Source organism: Nonomuraea sp. NPDC050451 (genome assembly GCF_044458585.1).
On record NZ_JBITHZ010000022.1, the window covers coordinates 60,947 to 84,468 of the forward strand.

Sequence of the window (23,522 nt, forward strand, 5' to 3'; positions counted from 1 at the left end):
GGAAAGGGGTCTCGACTCAGGAGAACCGGACCGGTCAGCCGAAGACGGCGGGCGGGGGGACGGGGGCGAGGACCGGGTCGCCGTCCTTGATGGGGGCGGCGCCGGCGATGAAGTTCGTCAGCGCCTCGCCGTGCACGCACCTCGCCTGCGTCAGCCCGCCTGCCGCGCGCCGCGTCAGGAGGTCCAGCGGCAGGCCCGTGCGGGACGCGGCCACGATCAGGTTGCCGAAGCGGCGGCCCCGCATGATGCCCGGCTCCGCCAGCAGGGCCACGTGGCCGAACGTGCCGGTCACCGTGGCGAGCAGGCGCTTGGCGAAGGCCAGGCCCTTGCCGTCGGCCATGTTGATCAGGAGGGTCCCGGCCGGGCGGAGGATCCTGGCGATGTCCCCCATGTACTCCGTCGTGGCCAGGTCGACGGGCATCGTCGCCCCCGTGAAGGCGTCCAGGACCACCAGGTCCGCCGAGTCGTCCCAGACCTTGGCGGTGCCCTCGCGGCCTCCGGCCACGATGACCTTCAGGCGGGGCACCGAACGCAGGTCCAGCTGCTCGCGTACCAGGTTGACGAGGAGGCCGTCCGGCTCGACGACGATGTGGCGGGAGCCGGGCCGCGTGGCGGCGATGTAGCGGGGGATGGTGCAGGCGCCGCCGCCCACGTGTACGCAGCTCAGCGGCCCTTCCGACAAAAGGTCGATCACATCCGCCATGAGTCGTACATACTCAAATTCCAGAAATGTCGGGTCTTGTAGATCAACATACGACTGAGGTACGCCATCTTTGGACAGCACCCAGCCGTCCTGCCTGTCCAGGTCACGGAGAAGCTCGACCTCGCCGAACGTCACCGGATACAGGCCGGGCATCGGTTCCCGCTGTCCTCGTGCCACGCTGATCCCCTCCTGGGAGAAACCGTATGCGACGACGAAGGCTGATTGTGCTCGTTATCGCACTTGTCGCGGTAGTTGGGGCGGGTACGTTCGCGGTCATGGCGTCGAACCGGGTCAAGGGGAGCGCTTCCCAGACCGCCGCCGACTACTTCGACGCCTGGCGCAAGGGTGACGTGTCGCGCATGGCGCGCCTGGTGTACCAGCCGCCGGCCGACTTCGCCATCAGGCACCACCGGCTGACGGAGGAACTCCACATCGAGTCCATCCGGCTGGCCCCGGGGCGCCTGAAGAGCATGGGGGAGGGCGCCGCCGAGGTGCCGTTCGCCGGGGTGCGGCAGCTCGCCGACCTCGGGGCGTGGCCGTTCGACAGCACGTTGCGGCTCGGCGTGCGGGATCGGGCCTGGAAGGTGCTGTGGGCCCCCGAGACGCTGCACCCCCTGCTCAAGGACGGCGGCACGCTGGAGCTGGACGAGGTCGACGCGTCGGCGACCGAGCTGGTCACCAGCGAGGGAGAGCGGATCCCGAACGACAGCTACGCGGATGCCTATCTCGACCAGCTCAAACCCGAGTTCGGGTCGTCGTCCCGCGGCTGGGAGCTGGTGTCGAAGGTGCCGGGGCAGCCCGTCAGGCAGTTGCTGGCGCGCCGGCCCAAGGCGGAGGTCGAGCGCACCACGCTGTCGCGTCCCGTGCAGGCGGCGGCCGCCAGGGCGCTGGACGGGGTCGACGACTCCGCGATGGTCGTCATCCGGCCGAGCACCGGTGAGATCCTGGCGCTGGCCGACCGGCTCAAGAACAACTACAGCGCGGTCCGGGACGTCTTCCCCCCGGGGTCGGTCTTCAAGACGATCACGGCGGCGGCGCTGCTCGGGAGCGGGCTCGAACCGGCGGCGGAGGTCCGGTGCCCGGGCACGTACACCATTCCCTTCCACGCGCCCTTCAAGAACGACGGCGAGGTGGACCGCGGGCTCATCAGCTTCACCGACGCGTACGCGTACTCCTGCAACACGACGTTCGTCGAGCAGGCCACCACCAGGCTCACCGCGGACCAGCTGCGTGAGACGGCGGACGAGTGGGGGTTCGGCCGGCAGATAGCGACCGGCATCGGCGGAACCTGCGGCACCATGCAGGAAACCGACGATCCGGACATGTTCGGCCTCGACGCGATCGGCCAGGGTCAGGTGGTCGCGACGCCGCTGTGCATGGCCGCGCTCGCCGCCGCCGTGCAGAGCGGCACCTGGCGCTCGCCCCGGCTGCTGTCGGACGCGGAGGTGCGCCGGATCGACGGCATCCCGCACAAGGACGTGCGGATGGACGAGGGGATCGTGGCCTCGCTCAGGGACATGATGGCCGCCGTCGTCGATCACGGCACGGCGAGCGACATGGGGCTGCCGGAGGGCATGGCGGGCAAGACGGGGACGGCCGAGGTGCCGGACGAGGAGCGGTCGCACGCGTGGTTCATCGGCTACCGGGACGACCTGGCCTTCTGCGTCTTCGTACGGCACGGCGGCTCGGGCCGGCAGGCCGCCGTCCCGATCGCCGCGCGTTTCTTCAACGGCCTCTGACCTGTGGAAGGGCCGCGTCCGGCGGGCCCGGCGCGGGGAGGCGCCGCTAACCTACGGTACCGTAGGTTTCATGACGACCATCACCGTTAAGCCCAGGCTGCGAGGCTGGTTGCACACTGGAGCGCTGCCCGTGACGCTGGTTGCGGGGTTCGTGCTCGTGGCGCTCGGCCCGACCTTGCAGGCGCGGATGGCCTCCGCTGTTTATGCCATCACGTCCGGTTTGTTGTTCGGGATCTCGGCGACCTATCACCGGGGCACGATGGGGCCGCGGCTGGCGGAGTTCCTGCGCCGGTTCGACCATGCCAACATCTATTTGATCATCGCCGGCACGTACACGCCCTTCGCCCTGCTCGCGCTGGACGGGATGGCGAGGATCGCGGTGCTCTCCGTGATCTGGGGCGGCGCGCTGGCCGGGGTGCTGTTCCGGGTGTTCTGGATGGGCGCGCCGCGCTGGCTCTACACCGTCCTCTACCTGGCGCTGGGCTGGACCGCGATCTTCGTGATGCCGCAGTTGCTGGAGGGCGCGGGCGTGGCCGCCGTCGTGCTGGTGGCCGTCGGGGGCGTCTTCTACTCGGCCGGGGCCGTCGTGTACGGCCTGCGCCGCCCGGACCCGTCGCCCCGCTGGTTCGGCTTCCACGAGGTGTTCCACGCCTTCACCCTCGCCGCGTACCTGGTCCAGTACATCGCGGTGTCGATTGTGGTTTATTCGCACGTGTGATGAACCTCGGGACAGAGCAGTACATCTCGGTGACCACGTACCGGAGGGACGGCACCCCCGTCGCGACGCCGGTGTGGGCCGCGCAGGACGGTGACGCGGTGGTCTTCTGGACCGTCGCCGACTCCGGCAAGATCAAGCGGATCAGGAACAACCCCGAGGTCGGCGTGGCCGGGTGCGACTTGAGGGGAAATCTGAAGACCGAGCCGGTCAAGGGCCGGGCCGTGGTGCTGGACGCGGCGGAGACCGAGCGGGTGCGCGGGCTGCTGCGGCGCAAGTACGGGCTCCTGGGGCGGATCACGCTGCTCGGCAGCAGGATCCGCAGGGGGAGCACCGGCACCGTTGGAGTGCGGATCACCGACATTTGACCCCGCACTGGTCTGATTTCGGGCATTACCTGGAAATCAGACCAGTATGGGAGATATCACACGGTCGTGGTGGCTTCTACTCATACGCGGCCTCGCATCGCTGATCTTCGGCATCCTGGCGCTCATCTGGCCGGCGATCACGCTCCTCGTACTGGTGATCTTCTTCGGTGCGTACGCGCTGGTCGGCGGTGTCGCTGAGCTGTTCGCCGGATTCCGGCACGGGGCCGAGTCGCGAGCTTGGCTGATCTTCTCGGGAATTATCGGGATATTGGCCGGTATCGCGACATTTATCTGGCCGGGCATCACGTCGCTGGCTCTGCTCTACGTCGTGGCCTTCTGGGCCATCTTCGCCGGCGTTTCGGAGATCATGGCCGGCATCAAACTCCGCAAGGCCATCGACAACGAATGGATGCTGATCATCGGCGGCGTCCTGTCGTTGATCTTCGGCATCCTGCTGCTCATCTGGCCGGGTGCGGGACTGCTCAGCCTCGTCTGGCTGGTCGGGGTCTTCGCGATCCTGCACGGCATCGCCATGATCGCTCTGTCGTTCCGCGTGAAGAACTTCACTCACGGGGTAGGTATGCCGTAAATTTTGCGTAGATGTCCGTGTTCCTCAAGAGGAACATCCGGTCAGACCGACGCATGTGGAGTCGCTATGGACGTACACGCCCGCCTCGCCCGCCACCTGCTCGTCGACGGATACCGGCTCGTGCTCGATCTCGAGCTCAGCCGCGGCTCCTGGCTCGTCGACGCCCGAAACGGCCGCCGATACCTCGACTTCTACACGTTCTTCGCCTCTGCCCCGCTCGGGGTGAACCCGCCCTTCGACCCCGACTTCTCCCTCCTGCTCGGCCAGGTCGCCCGGAACAAACCGGCGAACCCCGACATCTACACCGAGCATCTGGCGGACTTCGTCGACACCTTCGTCCGCGTGCTGGGCGACCCCGACCTGCCGCACCTGTTCTTCGTCGAGGGCGGCGCCCTGGCCGTCGAGAACGCGCTCAAGACCGCCTTCGACTGGAAGAGCCGCCGCAACGAGGCCGCCGGACGCTCGCGCGACCTGGGCACCAAGGTCCTGCACCTGACCAAGGCCTTCCACGGTCGCAGCGGCTACACCCTGAGCCTCACCAACACCGAGCCCGGCAAGACCGACCGCTTCCCCAAGTTCGACTGGCCGCGGATCGACGTGCCCGCCATCCACTTCGGAGACGTGGAGGCGGCCGAGGAGCGCGCGCTGGCCCAGGCCCGCGAGGCTTTCGAGCGGAATCCGCATGACATCGCCTGCTTCATCGCGGAGCCCATCCAGGGCGAGGGCGGCGACAACCACCTGCGGCCCGAGTTCCTGCAGGCCATGCAGCACCTGTGCCACGAGTACGACGCCCTGTTCATCCTTGACGAAGTCCAGACGGGCGGCGGAACGACCGGGACGCCGTGGGCGTACCAGCAGCTGGGTCTCGCCCCGGACGTGGTGGCCTTCGCGAAGAAGGTGCAGGTGGGCGGGATCATGGCGGGCCGCCGGGTCGACCTGGTGCCGGACAACGTGTTCCAGCAGAGCGGGCGGATCAACTCGACCTGGGGCGGCGGCCTGGTGGACATGGTGCGCAGCCGCGGCATCCTGGAGATCGTCGAACGCGACGGTCTGATCGCCCGCGCCGGCGCCCTCGGCAACGTGCTGCTCGAACGCCTCACCAAGCTGGAGGCCGAGCGCCCCGAGTCGATCTCGAACGTCCGCGGCCGGGGCCTGATGTGCGCCTTCGACCTGCCCGACCAGGCCCAGCGCGACGCCCTGGTGACGCGCCTCAGGGAGGAGCACGGGGTGCTGGTGCTGCCCTGCGGCCCCCGCTCGATCCGCCTGAGGCCCGCGCTGAACATCCCGGAGGCCGACGTCGACCACGGCCTCCGGGCCCTGTCCGAGGCTCTTACTGCGTGACGCTGGTGGCCGCGCGGCGCGGCCCGAAGTAGCGCCAGAAGAAGTTCAGCAGGACGGTCATGCGGTTGCGCCCGCCCAGCAGGTACGCCACGTGGATGAGGATCCACGCCAGCCAGGCGGGCAGCCCGTACACGATCATCCCGTTGGCCAGCTGCAACACGGCCTCCGCCTTGCCGACGGTGGCCATGATGCCCGGATCGTGATACTTGAACGCCGCCGGTGACCGCCCCTGGTGCACCGCGACGATCTGCCTGCCCACGTGCTCGCCCATCTGGATCGCCGGCTGGGCGAGCTGGGGGAGCGGGTCGGGCGGCCCCGCCAGGTCACCCGCCACGAAGATCTCGGGATGGTCCGGTACGTTCAGCGCCTCCGTGACCGTGATCCGCCCGCCCTTGCCCTGCGGCAGGCCCCAGTCGCCCGCCTGCTTGGGGGCGGTGACGCCGAGCGCCCACACGGTCACGTCGGACGGCAGCCGCGTGCCGTCGGTCAGCAGCACGGCGTCCGGCTCGACGGACGCCACCGTGGCGCCCAGCCGCAGGCGCACCCCTCTCTTGCGCAGCGCGGCCGCCGCCCGGTCGCGCAGCCGCGGCTTGTACGGCGCCAGCACGTAGTCGAACCGCTCCACCAGCGTCACGCTGGTCTGGTCCGGCTTGATCTCGGGATGCGTCAGCGGCAGCGTGCGCCGCCGCAGCTCGGCCAGCGTGCCCGCCATCTCGACCCCGGTCGCGCCCGCGCCGACCACCACGACGTGCATGCTCTTGCGCCGGCCCGCCGCGGTGTCCTCCAGGTAGTGCTGGAACCGGCGGCGCAGCACCCCCGCGTCCCTGAGCGAGTAGATGGGCAGCGCGTTCTCCTGCGCGCCCTCGATGCCGAGCCAGTTGGTGGTCACGCCGGTGCCCAGCACGAGGTAGTCGTAGTCGACCCCGCTGCCGTCGTCGAGCTCCACCCGCCGCTCGCCAGGGAGGATCTTGGTCAGCGCGGCCCGGCGCGCCCGCACGTTGGGCCACCGCGCGGCGAACGTGCGGATCGGGTACGACACGTCCGCGCTGCCCATGCTGGCGGTGGACACCTGGTAGAGGAGGGGTTGGAAAGTCGCGTACGGGTTGCGGTCGATGAGCGTCACCAGCGCTCCGGCCTTGGCCAACTCCTTGGTGGCGGCGAGCCCGGCGAATCCGCCGCCCACCACCACGACTCGCGGTCTCTGAACCATGCCAAGGGGTCTGCCCCTGAATGTGCTCATGGAACCGGCGGCCCGCGACGGCATGTCCGTGGCCGGCCCGCCGGGTCGCTCGGGCCGGCTCGCGGGAAGCGGGTTACTGCTGGCGGGACAGCCACAGGCCGATGGCGGTGACCCGGGAGTCCACCCCTAGCTTGGCGTAGATGCGATTGACGTGGTTCTTGACCGTCTTCTCGCTGAGGAACAGCCGTTGCGCGATCTGCCCGTTGGACTGACCGGTGGCGATCAGATCCATGACCTCGGCTTCACGCTTGCTCAGGGACGTGAACACGCTATCGAACGCTGCGTCGTCGACTCTCATCCGGCCTCCGGGGGGCGCGCAGACGGTCAGATCGCCGATGGCCCCCGTGCTTCCGGCGTTAGCGGTAGACAGCGAGCATAACTCGCAATGTCATGATTTGGGGCCGTTGTTGGGAGAAAACGACAACGGCCGGTCCCGAAGGACCGGCCGTGCCTCGCTGGGGTGAGTGAAGGGACTTGAACCCTCGACATCCAGGACCACAACCTGGCGCTCTGCCAACTGAGCTACACCCACCATGAGCCACCGCTGTGTGGTGGCACAGGAAAAGTGTAGCGGGGTTCGGGAGTCTTTACGCCACTCCTTTAGCCGCTGACACGCTCTGCCAGGGATCTCGCGGTCGCCGAGTCGGGCCCCGGCTGGGCGACGAAGATCGCCGCGCGGTAGTAGCGCAGCTCCCTGATGCTCTCCGTGATGTCGGCCAGAGCCCGGTGTCCGCCCTGCTTTTCGGGCGCCGCGAAGTAGACGCGGGGGTACCAGCGGCGTACCAGCTCCTTGATCGACGAGACGTCGATCATCCGGTAGTGCAGATAGGCGTCGACCCCGGGCATGTCGCGCGAGATGAACGTGCGGTCGGTGCCGATCGAGTTGCCGCACAGCGGCGCCTTCTTCGCCTCGGGGACGTGCCGCCGGATGTAGTCGAGCACGACCGACTCGGCCTCCGCCAGCGTCACACCGCCCGCCAGCTCGGGCAGCAGCCCCGAGGCGGTGTGCATCTCGCGTACGACCTGCGACATCTGCTCCAGCGACTCCGGCGGCGGCTTGATGACCACGTCGACGCCCTCGTCCAGCTGATTGAGCTCGCTGTCGGTGATGACGCACGCCACCTCGATAAGCGCGTCGCGACCCAGGTCGAGCCCGGTCATCTCGCAGTCGATCCAGACCAGCAAGTCACTCATTCGATCTCCTCGCCCAGCGGCTCGGAGCAATCCGCCCGCTTGTTACCCCACCAGCCTAGTGCCACCGATTAGGCGGGCTTGAGCGAGCCGAGAACCTTGGCCAGCACGTCGGCGCCCAGATTGTCGGGAACGGAGGCGTACACGATGGCCGGCCGCTGCCCGGCGCCGCGGTCCACGAGCACGATCGCGCCGTTCTCTTTCTTCCACTTGTAGCCCTTCTCCTCCGAGACCTTGGAGAAGTCGAGCTGGAACTGCAGCACCCAGGCGTCCTTGTCGCCGATCTTCATCGCCTTGTCCTCCACGACCTTGGTCTCGTGGGCGACCTGGTAGAACTTGGTGGAGAAGTCGACGAAGACCGCCTTGGCCGTGTCGCCCATGCCGGAGGCGCCGGAATAGGGATAGAGCTCGTTGAGCAGGCCCGAGTAGATGTTGCCGATCCAGTCGCCCTCGCCGTCGTACTTCGCCTGCGAGACGGCCTGCACCCCGCCCGACCACAGCTGCTGGGTCGGGGTCGGGTTGGGGCCGTTGACCTCGGCGGCCTTGGGCACCGTCCAGCTGTCGGGCACCTCGAAGGAGAGGCCGGCCTGCGGGTCGGTGATGCGGCCGCCGACCGGCTGGGGCAGCTCGGTGACGCCCTGGGAGGGCGGCTCGCTGGACGGCGGCTCCTGGCTCGGCGGGTCCTCCTGCTCGAACGTGTCGGCCGGCGTCGGGAGCGACGCCGTCGGCGTGGTGCTCCGGTTGATGAAGAAGATGCCGGCCACCACGATCAGCGCGACCACCACCAGGGCCGCCAGACCCCCGAACACCCAGGGCAGCGGGTTGGACTGCTTGGGCGGCGGGCCGTAGGTCACCCCGGGCAGGGGCGGGCCGCCCCACTGGGTGGGCCCCGTGGGCTGGCCGTAGGTCCCCTGTCCGTAGGTCGGCTGGCCGAACTGGAGCGTGGGGTTCGCGGGCGTCGCCGACCAGTCGGGGCTCGACTGGGGCTGCGCCTGGGGCTGCGACTGCGGCTGGGGCTGGGGCTGGGACTGGGGCTGGGGCTGCGACGGGGGCTGCGGCTGCGGCCCGGAGGGCTGCTGCGGGGGCGCGCCCGGCCCGGCCTGCTGCGCGTGGAGGGCGTCGGTCCACTGGGTGCCGTCCCACCAGCGGAGCTGGGGCTCTCCGTACGGGTCCGGGTACCAGCCCGCGGGGGTCTGCGTGGTCATGTTCGCCAGATTAGTAAGAACCTCATTGATATGCATTGTCGCGAGGGCATCAGCACTTGTACGTGAAGCTGGCCTTGTCGCTGCGGACCGGGCCGGGCGTCAGGATCCGCAGCGTGGCGGTGGCCTTGACGTTGCTCCTGCCCTGGAGGGTCCACCGGAGCGGCACCTCGTACGTCGTCTGGTCCGCCTTCGTGCGCAGCGTCCCCTTGACGACTTCCTTGTCCAGGTTCTTGCGCCATTCGTAGGTGATCTCGCCGGCCGCCCCGTTGGTGACCACCGTTCCAGTGATCAGGACGGCCTTGTTGCAGCCCTGGGTCTTCTTCGGCGCCACCACGTCGATCGACTTGACCGCCAGCTCCGGCGTGTTCCCCGCGTAGAGCCAGGCCAGGACCGCTCCCGCCATGATGACCGCGAAGAGGGCCGCGGAGGTGATCGTGCGCCGCCGCCGCGCCCGCGAGGCCTTGGCCAGCCGGACGCCGGGACGGTGCTCGGTGGCGCCCTGGTCGCGCCCGGCCCGCCAGATCCGCTCGGCCGTCGTCTCCGGCCGCTGCTCCTGCGTGCCGATCCCCGGCCCGAACTGCACCGGCCCCGAGGAGCGGCCCGGGACGTGCAGCAGCGTGACGATGTCGCCCTCGTCCCTGGGCGGCAGGACGGGCGGCGGCGCGTACGCCCGCGACTGGGCGAACGCCGACCTCCCGCGGGCGGCCTGCGCCAGCCCCTCACGGCCGGTGGCCTGGCCGGCCAGCATGTCGCGGGCGGCGGTCAGGCCCAGGGTCCCGGCCGTGACCGCGGCGCGTTCGAACAGCTCGGCGGCCTCCTGGCGGCCCTGCCCGAACGACGCGGCCAGCCCGCGCGCCAGCGACGCCCACCCGGCCGCGTCCCGCTCGCGAGGCGCGACCCGGCCGCGGATGGCGTCGGACAGCCCACGCTCGGACAGCAGCGCGGCGCCCTCCGCCGTGATCACCACGGTGCCCGGGTGCACGGACCCGTGCGTGACCCCGGCCGCGTGCAGCGCGATGAGCGTCTGGGCGGTCTCCACCAGTACGGACGCCGCCCCCGGCGGGTCGATCGGCCCGGCGGCGAGCAGGTCGGAAAGAGTGGGGCTGACCGCCTGCGCGGTCAGCAGCCACACCTGGTCGCCCGCCGCCACCACGTCGGCCACCGGGATCAGCCCGGTCAGCCCGCCCAGCACCAGCCGCTGGTCGGTCATGACCACGTGCACCACCCGATCGCGCACGCCGGGCAGAGCGATGATCTTCGGATCGAACAGCAGGGCCCCGGCCCTGCGGCCATCGGGTGAGATCGCGTCGATCCAGTTGCCGAGCTCGGTCATCCAGGTGTGTTCAGTGAGCCGGAAACCGGCGATCCCATGTTCGTTCATCCGCCGTCCCCCCGGCGCGTCTCAGCGCTTCTTCCTGTGGCGTCCCGCCATACGGCGTCTCACCGCAAGTGTGACCGGAACCGCGCCGGACGTCATCAGGCCGAAGGCGATCAGCGCGGCCTGCGCGTCACTCCCGCGATCGACCCGGGGCACCTCCGGCGACGGCTCCTCGCCGCTGCCTTCACCGCTGCCTTCACCGCCGCTCCCGCCTTCACCGCCGTCTCCGGGCGGCTGGCTGGGGGTGGGCCGGGTCGGCGGGGTCGTGGTGGCGGGAGGCGTCGGGGTGGGCGCGGCCGTGGTCGGCGGGGTGTTGCCCTCGGGGTCGTGGGGCGTGCCGGTGATCTGGGGCTGCTCCGGAGACGGAGTCGGGGTCGGCTTCTTGATCTTGGAGGGCGTCTTGACGGGGGTGGAGACGGGCTTGGGCGTCGGCTTGCGCGTCGGGCGCCGCGTGTGGAGCGTGGTGACGGTCGGCTGTACGGGCGGCGGCGCGGCGCTCTGCGTCGGCGTCGCCTCCGGGGTGGTCGCCTCGGCCGAGGGGGTGGGCGTCGGCTCCTCGTCCGTCTCGTCCGTCTCGTCCGTCTCGTCGGTCTCCTCGGGCTCCGGCGTCGCGGGCACGGCCGTGGTCGGGGAGACCGTACTGGTCTGCGCCCGCAGCACCGGCTCGTCCGACGAGGCGTTGGCGATGATCACGGCCACGGCGACCAGCACGCCGACGGCGGTCGCGCCGACGGCGATCTTCGCGGGCAGCTTGCCGAGGACGCGCGACGGGTCGCGGAAGCGGGTCTCGGCCAGCGAGGTCTGCGTCTGGGCGGGCTCGTCCAGGGCCATCGGGAAGAGCAGGACCAGCAGGCCGGCGAGCGCGGCCAGGCGGCGGCGTCCGCGCTCCTCCCAGTCGGGCCCGTACCCCTCGGCCGCGACCGCCTCCAGCTCGGTCAGGAACGCCTCCGCGGACGGCGGCCGCTGGGCCGGGTCCTTGGCCAGGCCGCGCTCGACGAGGCTCTGCAGCGGCGCGGGCACCTCGTCCACCGGAGGCGGCGAGCTCTGGTGCTGGCGCGCCAGGGCGGCGATGTTGGGGGCGCGGAAGGGGCGGGTGCCGGTCAGGCACTCGAAGAACACGACGGTCGCCGCGTACACGTCCGTCGCGGGCGCGGGAGGACCGCCCGACCACTGCTCGGGCGCCATGTACGGCGGCGTGCCCGCGGCGCTCGCGCCCTCGCCCGCCTTGACCGCGATGCCGAAGTCCACGAGCTTGCTGGTGCCGTCGCCCTGGACCATGACGTTCTCGGGCTTGAAGTCGCGGTGGACGACGCCGAGCGCGTGCGCCGAGGCCAGACCCTGGAGCGAGCCCTTGAGGACGGTCAGCGCCGCCTCAGGGCCGGTCGGGCCCTCGGACCTGAGGATCTCGCGCAGCGAGACCCCGTTGATCAGCTCCATGACGATCGCCGCGCCCCGGCCGGACTCGACGTAGTCGATCAACCGGGCGTGGTACTGGCTCTGGAGCGTGCCGAGCAGCCGGGCCTCGTGCCGGAAGCGCGCGACGAACCCCATGTCGGACTTCAGGTCGTCGCTGAGGTACTTGATCGCGACCTCGACGCCGTCGTGGTCGCGCCTGGCCAGGACCACGCGCCCGGACGCACCCGAGCCCAGGTCGCGGATCTCGGTGTAGCCGGGGACCCCCCACTGGCCTTCACCGTGCATAACGGTCTCCTCTGGAGTCTGCCGGGCCCCCACCCTCATCAACCGGCCGTAGCTTAACCAGAGGGAACCGCTTTCCCGCTACCGATATCCCTATTAGTCAGCAATGTCACCCAATGTTGTCGTCTGTGCCGGGGCTGGGGGTCTTGCTGGGCTCCTCCTCTTTGGGGGGTTCCTCTTCCCTTGGGCACTCCTGCGTGGCTCCGCTCGCGCTGTCGCTCCCGTTTCCGGCCGCCGGGTCGGTGGAGGCCGTCACGGACCACTTCGTGCCGCAGGGGAGCTTGACGGAGCGGCTCAGGGTCCTGGTGTACGACGTGTCGCCGGACAGGGTGACCGACTCCGTGCCCCCGCCCTCGCCGGCCGAGAACGACACGACGAGCCGTACCGGCTGGGTGCTCGACGTGGTCACCGAGACGGTCGCGACGAGCCCGCCCTCACCTGGACCGGCCCTGACGATCGAGACCCGCTCCACCTGCGGCGGGCAGGGCACCGAGGCCCGCGCGGTGGCGGTCCTGTCACCGGCGCGCACCCGCACCGACAGGGTCGCGCCGCACGGGCGGGACCTGAAGGTGTGGGCGAACGAGCGCGCGTAGGAGGTCCGGCCGGACAGGGTCGCGGAACGCGTGCCGACCGGATCGCCGTTGACGGCGAACTGGGCCTCGACGGGGATCTCCCCGGTGCCGCTCGCGGTCACCCGCACCGCCGCCTCCGCGGTACGGCCCGGCGCGGCGGGCAGGTCCAGCGAGACGCGCAGGCCGGTCACCCTCGTCGGGCAGGGCGGCACGGCCAGCGAGGCCGTCCTGGCGCCTCCTGGGGCCGCCGGGGAGGTGGCGACGGTCAGCGTCACCGTGCTGCCGCACGGGCGCTCGCCGATGGACCAGGAGAGCGTGCGGGTGTAGGACCTGGCGCCGGCCAGGCGCAGGCGCTGGGTGCGGCCGCCAGTGCCGGCGGCCGACCAGGTCGCGGTGGCGGTGATGGCGGCGGTGCCGTTGGTGCGCACGGTGACCGTGGCGGCGGCGTCGCCGTCCTCGTCGACCGTGAGGCCGCCCACGTTCACCCCGAGCACCTCGGTCACGGGCTCGGGTGTGGGAGTGGGCGTGGGGGTCGGGGTGGGCGTCGGAGTGGGGGTGGGGGTCGGCGTGGGCGTCGGCGTCCGCTTGGGGGTGGGCGTCGGGGTGGCCTTCTTGGTGGGCTTGGGTGTCTTGACCGGTTTGGTGGCGGTTGGGGTCTTTGCGGGGGTTTGTATGGGAACGACCGCCTTGGGCGTGCTCGCGGGCGTCGCCTTCGGGGCGGCCTCAGGTGTCGTTTCGGGCGTCGTTTCAGGCGTCGTTTCGGATGTCGTTTCGGGTGTCGGCTCCGGCGTGGTCGGCGGGTCGGCCGCCGGCTCCGTCGTGAACTGCGACGGCGGTACGGCCGCCGCCGCGCCGATCGGCTCCGTGGGCGGCGACTGGCGGTTGGCCAGCACGACCACCACCGCCACGGCGGTCGCCACGGCCACGGTGCCGGCCATGGCCACGCGTGCCACGTTGGAGCGCAGGCCGCGGAAGACCGTCCGGGCCAGCGAGGTCGTCACCTCGGGGACGGGCGTCTGGGCCGTGGGCAGGAGCAGGGCCAGCAGGGCCACGAGAGCGGCCAGGCGGCGCTTTCCGCGCTCCTCCCAGTCCTCGCCGTACGCGGCCCTGGCCATGGCCTCCAGCTCCGCCACGAACGCGTGCGCGCTCGCCGGCCGCCGCGCCGGGTCCTTGGCCAGCCCGCGCCTGACCAGCTCGCGCACCGGCTGCGGCGCGTCGTGGAACGGCACAGGCGCGTGCACGTGCTGGTAGCCGAGCACGCTCGGCTCGGTGGAGCGGTAGGGCCGGTGCCCCGTCAGGCACTCGAAGAAGACGGCCGTGGCCGCGTACACGTCGGTCGCGGGCGAGGCGGGCAGCCCCTCCCACAGCTCGGGCGCCATGTACGGCGGCGTGCCCTCGGGGTGCGTGAGCGTGCCCTGCCGCACCGCGATGCCGAAGTCGACGAGCTTGCTGACCCCGTCGTCCCTGACGATCACGTTCTCGGGCTTGTAGTCCCTGTGCACCAGCCCGAGATCGTGCGCCCTGGCCAGCCCGAGCAGCGACCCCTTCAGCACCACCAGCGCCGCCTCGGGCTCGGTCGTGCCGTTCTCGCGCAGCAGGGCCCGCAGCGAGACGCCGTTGACCAGCTCCATCACGATGGCCGCGCCACCGGTGTCCTGGACGTACTCCCACATCGTGGCGATGTTCGGGTCGCGCAGGGTGGTCAGCAGCCGCGCCTCGGCCTGGAACCTGCCCAGCGCGGCGGGATCGCGCAGCAGTTCCTCGGAGAGGTACTTGATCGCGACCTTGACGCCGGTCTCGTCGTGTACGGCCAGCGTCACGCGCCCGCTGGCGCCCGCCCCGAGCTGCTTGACTTCCGTATATCCGGGAGCGCTCCACTCCATCGCCGTCTCCCATCACCATCAGGAGCAGGTGGTGCCTGCTCAATGGAACTACTCCCGATGGAGGATGTGAACAGGCACATCGATACCTTCTTGGAGCATCGGATCTGGCTCGGGTTCGCCCCACGTGGTGACCAGGGGCAGCACCCCGGCCCAAACCGGCAGGTCGTAGTCCTCTTCCTCGTCCTTGGGCGCCCCGCGCCTGATCTTGACGGACGCCTCCTCAAGCGACAGGGCCAGCACGGCGGTGGCGGCGAGCTCCTTGCGGTTGGGCTGCCTGACGTAGTCCCACTGGCCGGGCGCGAGCTGCTCGGACAGGGCCCGCAGCCCCGCCATCCGCTCCTCCGGGTCCGTCACGAGCCTGGCGCGGCCGTAGATGACCGCCGAACGGTAGTTGACCGAGTGGTGGAAGACGGAGCGGGCCAGCACGATCCCGTCCACGTGCGTGACCGTGACGCACACCTCGCCTCCGTCGGCGGCGCGCAGCGTCGTGGCCCCCGTGGAGCCGTGCAGGTAGAGGGTCTCGCCGATGCGGCCGTAGCCCGTGGGGAGGACCATGGGGTGGCCGTTCACGACCACGCCCAGGTGGCAGACCAGGCCGGTGTCGAGCACCTCGTGGAGATCGTTCCTGTCGCTGCTGCTCCGCTCCTTCGAGCGGCCGAGCGCGGTACGGGAAGTGGTGGAGAGCATGATTCGACCGTAACCGCGAAGTGGACCTATCCTGTAGGGCCACTATCGAGCCCTTCGCGGAGACCACTTCCGTGCGTACCCATGTTGACCTGCCCGTTTCTCTTTCCCGTGATTCGGACGCGCCGCTGACCGCGCAGCTCGCCGACTGGCTGCGGCGCGCCATGCTGGACGGCACGCTGGCGCCCGGCGAGCGGCTGCCCTCCACGCGCTCCCTGGCGACCCAGCTCGCGGTGAGCAGGACCGTGATCACGGAGGCGTACCAGCAGCTGTACGCCGAGGGGTGGCTGGACGGGCGGCACGGCTCCGGGACGTTCGTGGCCGACATGGAGGTCTCCCCGCCGCCCCGCGAGCAGACGCCGTACGTGCCCGCGCCGCCGCCCGCCCCGGCCGACTGGATCGACCTCACCCCGGGCCAGCCCTGGGTGCGCGACTACGACCTGGCGGCGTGGAGGCGGGCCTGGCGCAAGGCCGCCGACCTGCCGCCGGGCGCCGATCCCACCCCGTACGGCCTGCCGCGCCTCAGAGAGCTGCTGGCCGACCACCTGAGACGGGCCAGAGGCATGGCCGTCGGCCCCGAGAACATCCTGGTCACCAGGGGCACCGGCAACGGGCTCGACCTGTGCGCGCTGGCCCTGCTCGGCAACGGGACGCGGGCCGGCGTCGAGGACCCGGGCTACCACGTGGCGCGCACGGTCTTCGCGGCCAGGGGCGCCGAGGTGGTGCCGTGCCCGGTGGACGAGGACGGTGTGATCGTGGACGGGCTGCCCGGCGACCTCCGCGTGCTCTACACCACGCCCGCGCACCAGTACCCCCTGGGGGGCCGGCTCCCGATCCCGCGCAGGGAGCGGTTGCTGGCCTGGGCCAGGAGCACGGGCGCGACGATCGTCGAGGACGACTACGACGCGGAGTTCCGCTACGACGTCGCCCCGCTGCCCGCCCTCTACGGCCTGGACCCCGCGCGGGTCGTGCTCCTCGGCACGCTCTCCAAGACGCTCGCGCCCGACGTGGGCGTCGGCTGGCTGGTCGGCGACCCCGAGCTGGTCGCCGGCATCGCCCGCCTGCGCCGCAGCGTCGGCGACCGCACCAGCGGGCCCGTCCAGCAGGCCGTGATCAACCTGCTGGAGTGCGGCGACCTCGACCGGCACCTGCGCCGGATGCGCCTGGAGTACGCCCGCCGCCGTGCCGCGGTCGTCGAGCTCCTGGGGCCCGTCTGCCATCTGCGCGGCGACACGGCGGGGCTGCACGTGGTGGCCGAACTGCCCGCGTCGGTCGAGCCGTACGTGGTCGAGCGGGCCAGGGAGCGCGGCGTCCTGCTCGACTCCATCGGCCGCCACCACCACGGGCGGGCGCGGCTGCACGGCGTGGTGATCGGCTACGGCTCCGCCTCGCTCGCCGACGTCCGCCGCGGCTGCCGCATCCTCGCCGACCTCATCCGCTCCACGGGTGCTCAGGGCGGATTTGAGTAGCCGAGCTCTCGCCCCCCACCCCACCCCCGAAGCATGCTGAACCCCATGAAATGGTGGCTACTCCTCGCGTCCCTGATCGTCACGTTGCTCACCGTCTGGCTGATCCTCTACGCGGGCGTGGCACCGTCCACGCTCCTCTCCCTGGGCGCCGGCGCGGTCAGCCTGCTCTGGCTGGTCGTCGTCCTGACCGTCCCGTGGAACCTGTGCCTGGCCGCCCGCCAGGTCCTCCACGAGATCCAGCTGTCCAGGGAGGCCGGCATCGAGGTGGCCCAGCACCGCGAGGACGAGGCGCGGCGCATCGCCCGGCGCATGCTCGTGCTCGCGATCTCCGGCCACCTCGTCTCCGCCGCCGTGATCGCGGTCGTCACGTTCTTCGCCGGAGCCCAGCTCGGCTACTACTTCTCCGGGTTCTACCTGCTCGCCACCGCTTTCCGGCCGATCGCGGCGTACACGAAGCACCTGCGCGACCGGGTCAGGACGCTCGGGCAGGAGGTGAACTACCCGCGCGAGGACGTGATCGCCCTGCGCCGGCGGGTGTCCGAGCTGGAGACGGTCACGCAGGCCCTCAGAAGGGACATCGAGGACCTGAACGCCGCCCGCCAGGGCCTGGAGCTGGCCGACCACGATCTGGGCCGCCGGATGACCCTCATGGCCCGCCGGTTCGACGAGACCGTGGACGGGCTGAACGACAACCAGGAGGTGATCACCGGGCTGAAGGCGTTCCTGCGGCTGATCAGGGCGGACCTGGCGTAGGGGGTTCGAGGTCGCGCAGGACGGGCAGGGCGCGGGCGGCGTACACCGGGTCGACGGGCAGCACGTGCCGCGCCCACCAGCGCGCGGGCCCGGGGTCGGGGGAGAGCTCGGTGAAGGCGGGGGCGTAGTCGTCGTACGGCGGGTCGTACAGGTAGCCCGTGGCCACCCCGCGTCGCTCCAGCTCGGCGATGGCCGCGTCTCTGTCGCGCACCAGCAGCGGCACGCGGAACAGTGGCTGCAGCACGTTGTCGCGCACGGCGGGCGCGACCGTGGGCAGCTCGGCCAGGGCGGCGACGCCCGCGAGGCGCCGTCCGCGGTCGGCGGAGACCTTGGCCAGGCGCCTGGACTGGTACCAGCGGGCCACGCGGCCGCGGCGGGCGCGGTAGTCGTGCAGGTCGGCGCGTACCCAGGGGTCGAAGGGCGGCAGCTCGGGGATCCGCTCGAGCGCCTGCTTCAGGGCCTCCGGCTCCAGGGCGATGCGGTAGCCCTCGCGGACCTCCTGCATGCCGAGTGCCCGCATGAGCCTGAGCGCGGGGCGTACGAGGTCGAGCCTGAGCGCCACCTGGCGGGCCATCGAGGTGGCCACGCCGGTCAGGTCGGCCCTCAGGGAGCCGGGGGCCAGCAGGGCGTCACGGGCACGCTGGAGCGCGCGCAGGTCGGACTCGTGCTCGACGGCCAGGACGCCGCCCGAGCCCGCCCCCGGATGCTTGGAGAGGCTGAACACCCCGGCCTGGCCGAACGTCCCCAGCGGCCGGCCGCCGACGCTCGTCTCCATGGCGTGCGCCACATCCTCGATCAGGATTTTTCCGGACAAGGAGGGGGCGTCGTCGGGCAGGCCGTACAGGTTGGTCGTCAGGACGGCGTCCACCGCGGCGAGGTCGACGCGGGAGACGTCGATGTTGCCGTCGCGCGGGGACAGCGGCGCGATCACCGGGCGCAGGCCGGCCGCGAGCACCAGGAAAAGGATCTCGTCGGCCGAGATCGGCGACATGAGCAGCCGCTGGCCAGGCTCGCACCAGTGGCGTAAGGCCAGGTAGAGGCCGAGACGGTTGGAGGGGAGCGCCAGGCAGCGACGGCCTGTGCGCTCCTCGATGAGCCTCACCCCTGCAGGACGGTACGGAGCCGTCCGTAGGTCTTCAGCGCCCTGTCGGCGGTCTTGAGCAGGAACGGGTTGGCCATCACCGTGGCGCGCGTCTTGCGCACCGGCACCCGCATCATCCAGTGGACCCCGGCCGCAGGGCCGATCCTGGCCACCCGACCCTCGGCGACTTCGAGCTGGCCCGTCTTGAGCTTGTCCTTGTACTCCTTCTCGCCCCGGCCCATGTCGATCACCTCGATGCCGTTGGCCGCGGCCTGCTCGGCCATGGCCAGGTGGTGGATGAGGCCGGGGGAGTATTTCGCGAAGTGCGTGTCGTAGGCGGGGAACCACCCGGCGAGCGTCGTACGCGTACGGAGACCGAAATGCCCGGCCACCGGCCGCCCGTCCACGTAGACCATGTCGAGCACCCCGGCGAAGCTCTCAGACTGGGTGGCCAGCAGCCGCTCGACCAGCTCCACGATCCACCGGTGCGCGAACCTGTCGGTGCGCCCGGTGCGGCGGTATTGGTCGGTCTTCCAGCCGAGCAGCGTGTGCAGGGGCGCCAGGTCGGTGGTCGCGTAGTCGTGGCGCATCGTCCCGGCCTCGCGCTGGAGCTTGCGGGACTTGGCCAGGGTGGTCTTGTACGTCTTGCCGGAGTGCTCCCGGAGGATGTCGGTGTAGTGCTCGTAGCCTTCGCGCAGATCGATGATCGGCGACGGATGTCTCTCGTGCCGCTCGTTCAGCAGCGGCTGGCCGGAGACCAGGTGGTCGAACTCGTACACCGCCAGCCCGCACTCCTTGATGAGGCGGCGCGGGTCGAGGGAGAAGCCTTTGGCACGTACCATCCCCTGCGCGTCGGTCAACCCCGCGGCGACCGGTTTGCCGATGCCGAGCGGATGTCGTTCGAAGGGGAAGAAGCCGACGATGTCTGGGCCGTCGTAGAGGACCGCGACCCTTACGACATTTCGGAGTTCGCCTACCGTGATGGTGAATTCCGGAGACAAGAAGGGGCTGTTGAGCGCGGGGTCCGCCTCCTGCAGCTCCCTCCAGCGGCTCACTTCGGATTGTCCCAGCTCACGGGGCAGGGCAAGGGTGACGCGCATGGGCTCCTACCGTCGGCATGCCACTGTGACTCAAGCTTGAGGGGGGACCTGTACAGCCAGGGTAAAGGTTATTACCAGACCAGGCGTAACCGCAGGTCCCGAACGTTACCGAACTCTCAGGTGGTGTTCAGGACCGAGTGGCGTTCTAATCTGTGTTCATGACCGTACCTGGCATCGACTGGCCCGCCCTGATCGCGTGGATGGGCCGGAACGTGCCCGACGCGGGCGAGCCGCTGTCCGTCTCGCTGATCTCGGGCGGCAGGTCCAACCTCACCTACCTGATCGAGGCCCGCGACCGGCGGCTGGTGCTGCGCCGGCCGCCGCTCGGCCACGTGCTGCCCACCGCCCACGACATGCGGCGCGAGTGGCGGGTCATCTCGGCCCTGGCGGCCACGCCCGTGCCGGTGCCCTCGCCGGTCGTGTTCTGTGCCGACGAGTCCGTCGTCGGGGCGCCGTTCTATCTCATGGGGTACGTGGAGGGGGCCGCCGTACGGAACCGGGAGGAGCTCGGCTCGCCGTCGCAGGCGCAGACGCGGCGGCTGTCGGAGCGGCTGGCCGAGGTGCTGGCGGCCATCCACGCGGTGGACTATCGCGAGGTGGGGCTCGGGGACTTCGGGCGGCCCGAGGGCTACATGGCCAGGCAGCTCGAACGGTGGGGGCAGCAGTGGGAGCGGTCGAAGACGGCCGACCTGCCCGAGTACGACCGGTTGGTGGAGCGGCTGCGGGAGCGCCTGCCCGCCGCCTCCGACAGCACGCTGGTGCACGGCGACTACCGGCTGGACAACACGTTGATCCGGTTCGGGGACCCGATCGAGATCATGGCCGTGGTGGACTGGGAGATGTCCACGCTGGGGGATCCGCTGGCCGACCTGGGGCTGACGCTGACGTACTGGCACGATCAGGGGGACGAGGAACGGGCGCGGATCCCCGTGGCGGGGGACGTGACGGTGGCGCCGGGGTTCATGAACGCGGCGGAGTTCGCCGCGCACTACGCCAAGGTCTCCGGGCGGGATATTTCGGATCTTGGGTTTTATGTGGCTTTTGGCAACTTCAAGCTCGCTGTCATCGTGGAGGGTATCCACGCCCGGTTCCGGCAGGGTAAGACCGTTGGGGAGGGATTCGACCGCATCGGGTCCGCGGTGCCCACGCTGATCTCCCGTGCGCACCGCATGCTCGACCAGCCCTGATCGGTCCGGCCTTCGCGAGGACCCCCGACGCTAGGAGCACGCCATGAGCACAGTTGCACTCATCACCGGAGCGGCCAGCGGCATCGGGGCCGCGGTGGCACGGCGGCTGTCGGCGGGCGGCGTCAAGTGCGTCCTCGTCGACCTCGACGGTGAGGGCGCCGAGAGGCTGGCCAAGGAGGTGGACGGCGCCTGGCTGGCCGCCGACGTCAGCCGCGAGGAGGCCTCGCTGGAGGCGGTGGCGCTGGCCGAGCAGCGCTACGGACGGCTCGACCTGGTTCACCTGAACGCGGGGATCCCGGGCCGGGTCGACCTGGATGACTTCGACCCGGCGCGTTACCGCCAGGTGGTCGGGGTGAACGTGGACGGCGTCGTCTTCGGCGTGCGGGCCAGCGTCCCGGTGCTCAAGCGGTCGGGCGGGGGCGCCATCGTGGCCACCGCGTCGCTGGCCGGGCTCGTGGGCTTCGCCGGCGACCCGATCTACACGATGACCAAGCACGCCGTCGTCGGCCTGGTCAGGGCGCTGGCCGAGCCACTGGCCGCCCAGAAGATCCGGATCGGTGCCGTCTGCCCTGGATTCACGGACACGCCGCTGGTGGCGGAGTCGCGGGAGATGTTCGTCAACGCCGGGTTCCCGCTGCTCACGGCCGAGGACGTGGCCGCCGCCGTCGAGTCCGCCTTCTACGCCGAGACCCCCGGCACGCTCCTGGTCGTGCAGCCCGGCCGGCCGCCGGTCCCGTACCGCTACGCCGGGGTCCCGGGCCCCGCGGGAGGCCAGCGCCCCCCTGTCTCCTGAACGGAAACGGCAAGTGCCTTGCAAGTGGGGCGATTAGCGTATTAAGGGTCAGGCTCTTGTACGTTTGCACTCTCTGGAACGTTCGCAGCCCTCGCAGAATCCTGAGCCCTTGTAGGTTCGTGAGTCCTTGTACCTTCGCCGCAGCATGAGGAGCGTTCGGTGATTCCGACTGACGGCCGGCACGCGCGAAGACGATCGCCGTGGCCGCTCGCGCTGGGAGCAGGCATCCTCGCCGTCGTACTGGTGGCGGGCATCATGGTCTACGCGTCGATGCGCAGCAAGTCCCGGGACGTGTTCAAGGGCGACGACGTCGCCACGACGCTCCCCAGCGAGCCCGCGCCGCAGCTGGAGCAGCCGCCCGCGCTCGCCAGCTGGCCGCGCTGGGGCGTCACCCACACCCAGTACAGCGCCGACAACGAGCCGCAGCAGGTCGTGGAGGAGGCCAGGGGCGTGCTCGGCCGGGTCCCCATGCTGCAGAACCAGCACATCATGGGCTGGGGCGTCGGCAACCCGGAGCCCAGTCCCGGACAGTTCAACTTCCGTGATCTGGACCGGCGGCTGAAGTTCATGGCCTCGTCGCGGGCGGTGCCGGTGATCACGCTGTGCTGCGCGCCGGACTGGATGAAGGGCGGACAGGCCGGGCGTACGGACTGGAGCAAGAACCACACGGTCGCGCCCAAGCGCGAGAATTTCGACGACTACGCCAAACTGGCCGCCAGGGTCGCCAAGCAGTATCCGACGGTCAAGCACTACATGGTGTGGAACGAGTTCAAGGGCTTCTGGGACCCGTCCACCAACCGCTGGGACGCCGAGGGATACACCGAGCTGTACAACAAGGTCTACGCGGCCTTGAAGAAGGTGAACAAGGACATCCAGGTCGGCGGCCCGTACATCCCCATCGAGACCAACTCCAAGGGCGGCCCCTCGGAACTGACCGGCCCATGGGGCACCGTGGACCAGCGGGCGCTGGACGCGGTCACGTACTGGCTGGACCACAAGAAGGGCGCCGACTTCATCGTGGTGGACGGCGCGTCCATGACGAACGATCGGGGCAACGTCCCCGACGATTTCGCCGCCCAGGCCAAATTCGCCACCATCACGACGTGGCTGCGGCAGAAGAGCAAGGACCTGCCCGTGTGGTGGGCCGAATGGTACGTCGAGCCGGAGAACTCCGGCTGGTCGGAGGAGAAGCGCACGGCGGTGCAGGCGACGGCGCTGATGGAATTCGCCAAGAGCGGCGTGACGACGGCCCTTTACTGGAACCCGCAGCAGAAGAGCGAAGGCGAGTGCGCCGGCTGCCTCTGGAGCCCCAAGGTGGGCGGAGAGATGCCGATGGCGGGCCTGCTCAGCGGCTTCACCAAATGGTTCCCCGCGGGCGTACGCGTCGAGCCCGTGACAACCTCGGACCCCAAAATCAAGGCAATCGGCCAGGAACGCCAGGTGGTCATGGTGAACACCTCGGACCGCGAGGTGACGGCCACGGTGGACGGCCGCCAGGTAACCCTGAAACCCCACGAAATCAAGTGGTCAGGCCGCGGCGGCACCTGAAAGCACGGCCTTCCACAGGGGGGCGCTTCGCGCACGAGAATCCAGACACTGCCTTCCAAGAGGGGCTCCGCCCCCCTTTCGATCCCCCTGCTCGCTTCGCTCGCCAGCCCCGCCCGTTGCCCTGTTACCCGGTGGGCCTGCTGGAGCCCACCCCGAAAACCCCGCTCGCTTCGCTCGCTTCAGGCCCCACCGGCTGCCCGGTTACCCAGCGGGTCCTCACCTCAAGTCATGAGGCTAAGAACTTCTAACAAATGATCTAGGAATACGGCTGATCGCTCCCGAGTT

Annotated in this window: 21 protein-coding genes and 1 tRNA gene; 10 read left to right on the plus strand and 12 right to left on the minus strand. The window is 70.5% G+C overall.

Translation table 11 applies throughout. The annotated features are described in order from the left end of the window. Window positions 1–34: 34 nt before the first annotated feature. Window positions 35–856 (minus strand): spermidine synthase, encoded by an 822-nt coding sequence (locus ACIBI9_RS43685; protein ID WP_397231900.1) that lies wholly within the window; start codon window positions 854–856, stop codon window positions 35–37. Window positions 857–978: 122 nt separating this feature from the next. On the opposite strand from ACIBI9_RS43685, the gene ACIBI9_RS43690 reads away from it, so the two are divergent. The 5 genes from ACIBI9_RS43690 (at window position 979) to lat (ending at window position 5,455) form a co-directional block, all read left to right on the plus strand. Then, window positions 979–2,442 carry a penicillin-binding transpeptidase domain-containing protein gene (locus tag ACIBI9_RS43690; RefSeq protein WP_397231660.1) on the plus strand — a complete coding sequence of 488 codons (1,464 nt, stop codon included), beginning with the start codon at window positions 979–981 and terminating at the stop codon, window positions 2,440–2,442. Window positions 2,443–2,512: 70 nt separating this feature from the next. Further along, a complete protein-coding gene (locus tag ACIBI9_RS43695) occupies window positions 2,513–3,160 on the plus strand; it encodes a hemolysin III family protein (RefSeq protein WP_397231661.1) in 648 nt (215 codons plus the stop codon). Continuing rightward, window positions 3,160–3,525: a PPOX class F420-dependent oxidoreductase gene (locus tag ACIBI9_RS43700; protein WP_397231662.1), complete on the plus strand. Its 366-nt coding sequence runs from the start codon at window positions 3,160–3,162 to the stop codon at window positions 3,523–3,525. The genes ACIBI9_RS43695 and ACIBI9_RS43700 overlap by 1 nt, the downstream gene beginning before the upstream one ends. Window positions 3,526–3,571: 46 nt before the next feature. Beyond that, window positions 3,572–4,114, plus strand: a complete 543-nt coding sequence (locus tag ACIBI9_RS43705) for an HdeD family acid-resistance protein (protein ID WP_397231663.1) — start codon at window positions 3,572–3,574, stop codon at window positions 4,112–4,114. Between the two features lie 66 nt (window positions 4,115–4,180). Beyond that, window positions 4,181–5,455: an L-lysine 6-transaminase gene (gene lat, locus ACIBI9_RS43710; protein WP_397231665.1), complete on the plus strand. Its 1,275-nt coding sequence runs from the start codon at window positions 4,181–4,183 to the stop codon at window positions 5,453–5,455. On the opposite strand, the gene ACIBI9_RS43715 is transcribed toward lat, so the two are convergent. The 9 genes from ACIBI9_RS43715 to ACIBI9_RS43755 form a co-directional block, all read right to left on the minus strand. Beyond that, window positions 5,445–6,719: an NAD(P)/FAD-dependent oxidoreductase gene (locus ACIBI9_RS43715; RefSeq protein WP_397231667.1), complete on the minus strand. Its 1,275-nt coding sequence runs from the start codon at window positions 6,717–6,719 to the stop codon at window positions 5,445–5,447. The two genes, lat and ACIBI9_RS43715, sit on opposite strands and share 11 nt — an antisense overlap. A gap of 49 nt (window positions 6,720–6,768) precedes the next feature. Next, the gene (locus ACIBI9_RS43720) at window positions 6,769–6,993 is read right to left on the minus strand and encodes a LuxR C-terminal-related transcriptional regulator (RefSeq protein WP_397231669.1); all 225 of its coding nucleotides are present in this window, start codon (window positions 6,991–6,993) and stop codon (window positions 6,769–6,771) included. Between the two features lie 158 nt (window positions 6,994–7,151). Then, a tRNA-His gene (locus tag ACIBI9_RS43725) sits at window positions 7,152–7,227 on the minus strand. 68 nt (window positions 7,228–7,295) lie between these two features. Next, window positions 7,296–7,889 carry an oligoribonuclease gene (gene orn, locus ACIBI9_RS43730; protein ID WP_397231671.1) on the minus strand — a complete coding sequence of 198 codons (594 nt, stop codon included), beginning with the start codon at window positions 7,887–7,889 and terminating at the stop codon, window positions 7,296–7,298. Window positions 7,890–7,957: 68 nt separating this feature from the next. Then, window positions 7,958–9,091: a DUF2510 domain-containing protein gene (locus ACIBI9_RS43735; RefSeq protein ID WP_397231673.1), complete on the minus strand. Its 1,134-nt coding sequence runs from the start codon at window positions 9,089–9,091 to the stop codon at window positions 7,958–7,960. Window positions 9,092–9,140: 49 nt separating this feature from the next. Continuing rightward, window positions 9,141–10,472 (minus strand): hypothetical protein, encoded by a 1,332-nt coding sequence (locus ACIBI9_RS43740; protein WP_397231675.1) that lies wholly within the window; start codon window positions 10,470–10,472, stop codon window positions 9,141–9,143. Between the two features lie 21 nt (window positions 10,473–10,493). After that, a complete protein-coding gene (locus ACIBI9_RS43745) occupies window positions 10,494–12,170 on the minus strand; it encodes a protein kinase (RefSeq protein WP_397231677.1) in 1,677 nt (558 codons plus the stop codon). 106 nt (window positions 12,171–12,276) lie between these two features. Then, window positions 12,277–14,622, minus strand: a complete 2,346-nt coding sequence (locus ACIBI9_RS43750) for a serine/threonine-protein kinase (RefSeq protein ID WP_397231679.1) — start codon at window positions 14,620–14,622, stop codon at window positions 12,277–12,279. Between the two features lie 48 nt (window positions 14,623–14,670). Continuing rightward, on the minus strand, window positions 14,671–15,309 hold the full coding sequence (locus tag ACIBI9_RS43755; RefSeq protein ID WP_397231681.1) for a pyridoxamine 5'-phosphate oxidase family protein: 639 nt from the start codon (window positions 15,307–15,309) through the stop codon (window positions 14,671–14,673). 71 nt (window positions 15,310–15,380) lie between these two features. On the opposite strand from ACIBI9_RS43755, the gene ACIBI9_RS43760 reads away from it, so the two are divergent. Together ACIBI9_RS43760 and ACIBI9_RS43765 are read left to right on the plus strand one after the other, a co-directional pair. Next, a complete protein-coding gene (locus ACIBI9_RS43760; RefSeq protein ID WP_397231683.1) occupies window positions 15,381–16,775 on the plus strand; it encodes a PLP-dependent aminotransferase family protein in 1,395 nt (464 codons plus the stop codon). A gap of 45 nt (window positions 16,776–16,820) precedes the next feature. Beyond that, complete coding sequence (locus ACIBI9_RS43765) at window positions 16,821–17,528, plus strand: hypothetical protein (protein ID WP_397231685.1); 708 nt, start codon at window positions 16,821–16,823, stop codon at window positions 17,526–17,528. Here the strand turns inward: ACIBI9_RS43765 and ACIBI9_RS43770 are convergent. Continuing rightward, a complete protein-coding gene (locus ACIBI9_RS43770) occupies window positions 17,509–18,630 on the minus strand; it encodes a DegT/DnrJ/EryC1/StrS family aminotransferase (RefSeq protein WP_397231687.1) in 1,122 nt (373 codons plus the stop codon). The two genes, ACIBI9_RS43765 and ACIBI9_RS43770, sit on opposite strands and share 20 nt — an antisense overlap. Further along, entirely contained in the window at window positions 18,627–19,709 is a 1,083-nt protein-coding gene (locus ACIBI9_RS43775; RefSeq protein WP_397231689.1) for a GNAT family N-acetyltransferase, read from the minus strand. The genes ACIBI9_RS43770 and ACIBI9_RS43775 overlap by 4 nt, the downstream gene beginning before the upstream one ends. A 158-nt stretch (window positions 19,710–19,867) precedes the next feature. Between ACIBI9_RS43775 and ACIBI9_RS43780 the strand changes: the two genes are divergently transcribed. From ACIBI9_RS43780 to ACIBI9_RS43790, 3 genes are all read left to right on the plus strand, one after another. Continuing rightward, on the plus strand, window positions 19,868–20,896 hold the full coding sequence (locus ACIBI9_RS43780; protein WP_397231691.1) for a phosphotransferase family protein: 1,029 nt from the start codon (window positions 19,868–19,870) through the stop codon (window positions 20,894–20,896). A 43-nt stretch (window positions 20,897–20,939) separates the two neighbouring features. Next, window positions 20,940–21,689: an SDR family oxidoreductase gene (locus tag ACIBI9_RS43785; protein ID WP_397231693.1), complete on the plus strand. Its 750-nt coding sequence runs from the start codon at window positions 20,940–20,942 to the stop codon at window positions 21,687–21,689. A 159-nt stretch (window positions 21,690–21,848) separates the two neighbouring features. Then, window positions 21,849–23,237 carry a xylan 1,4-beta-xylosidase gene (locus ACIBI9_RS43790; protein WP_397231695.1) on the plus strand — a complete coding sequence of 463 codons (1,389 nt, stop codon included), beginning with the start codon at window positions 21,849–21,851 and terminating at the stop codon, window positions 23,235–23,237. The last annotated feature ends 285 nt before the right edge of the window (window positions 23,238–23,522 follow it).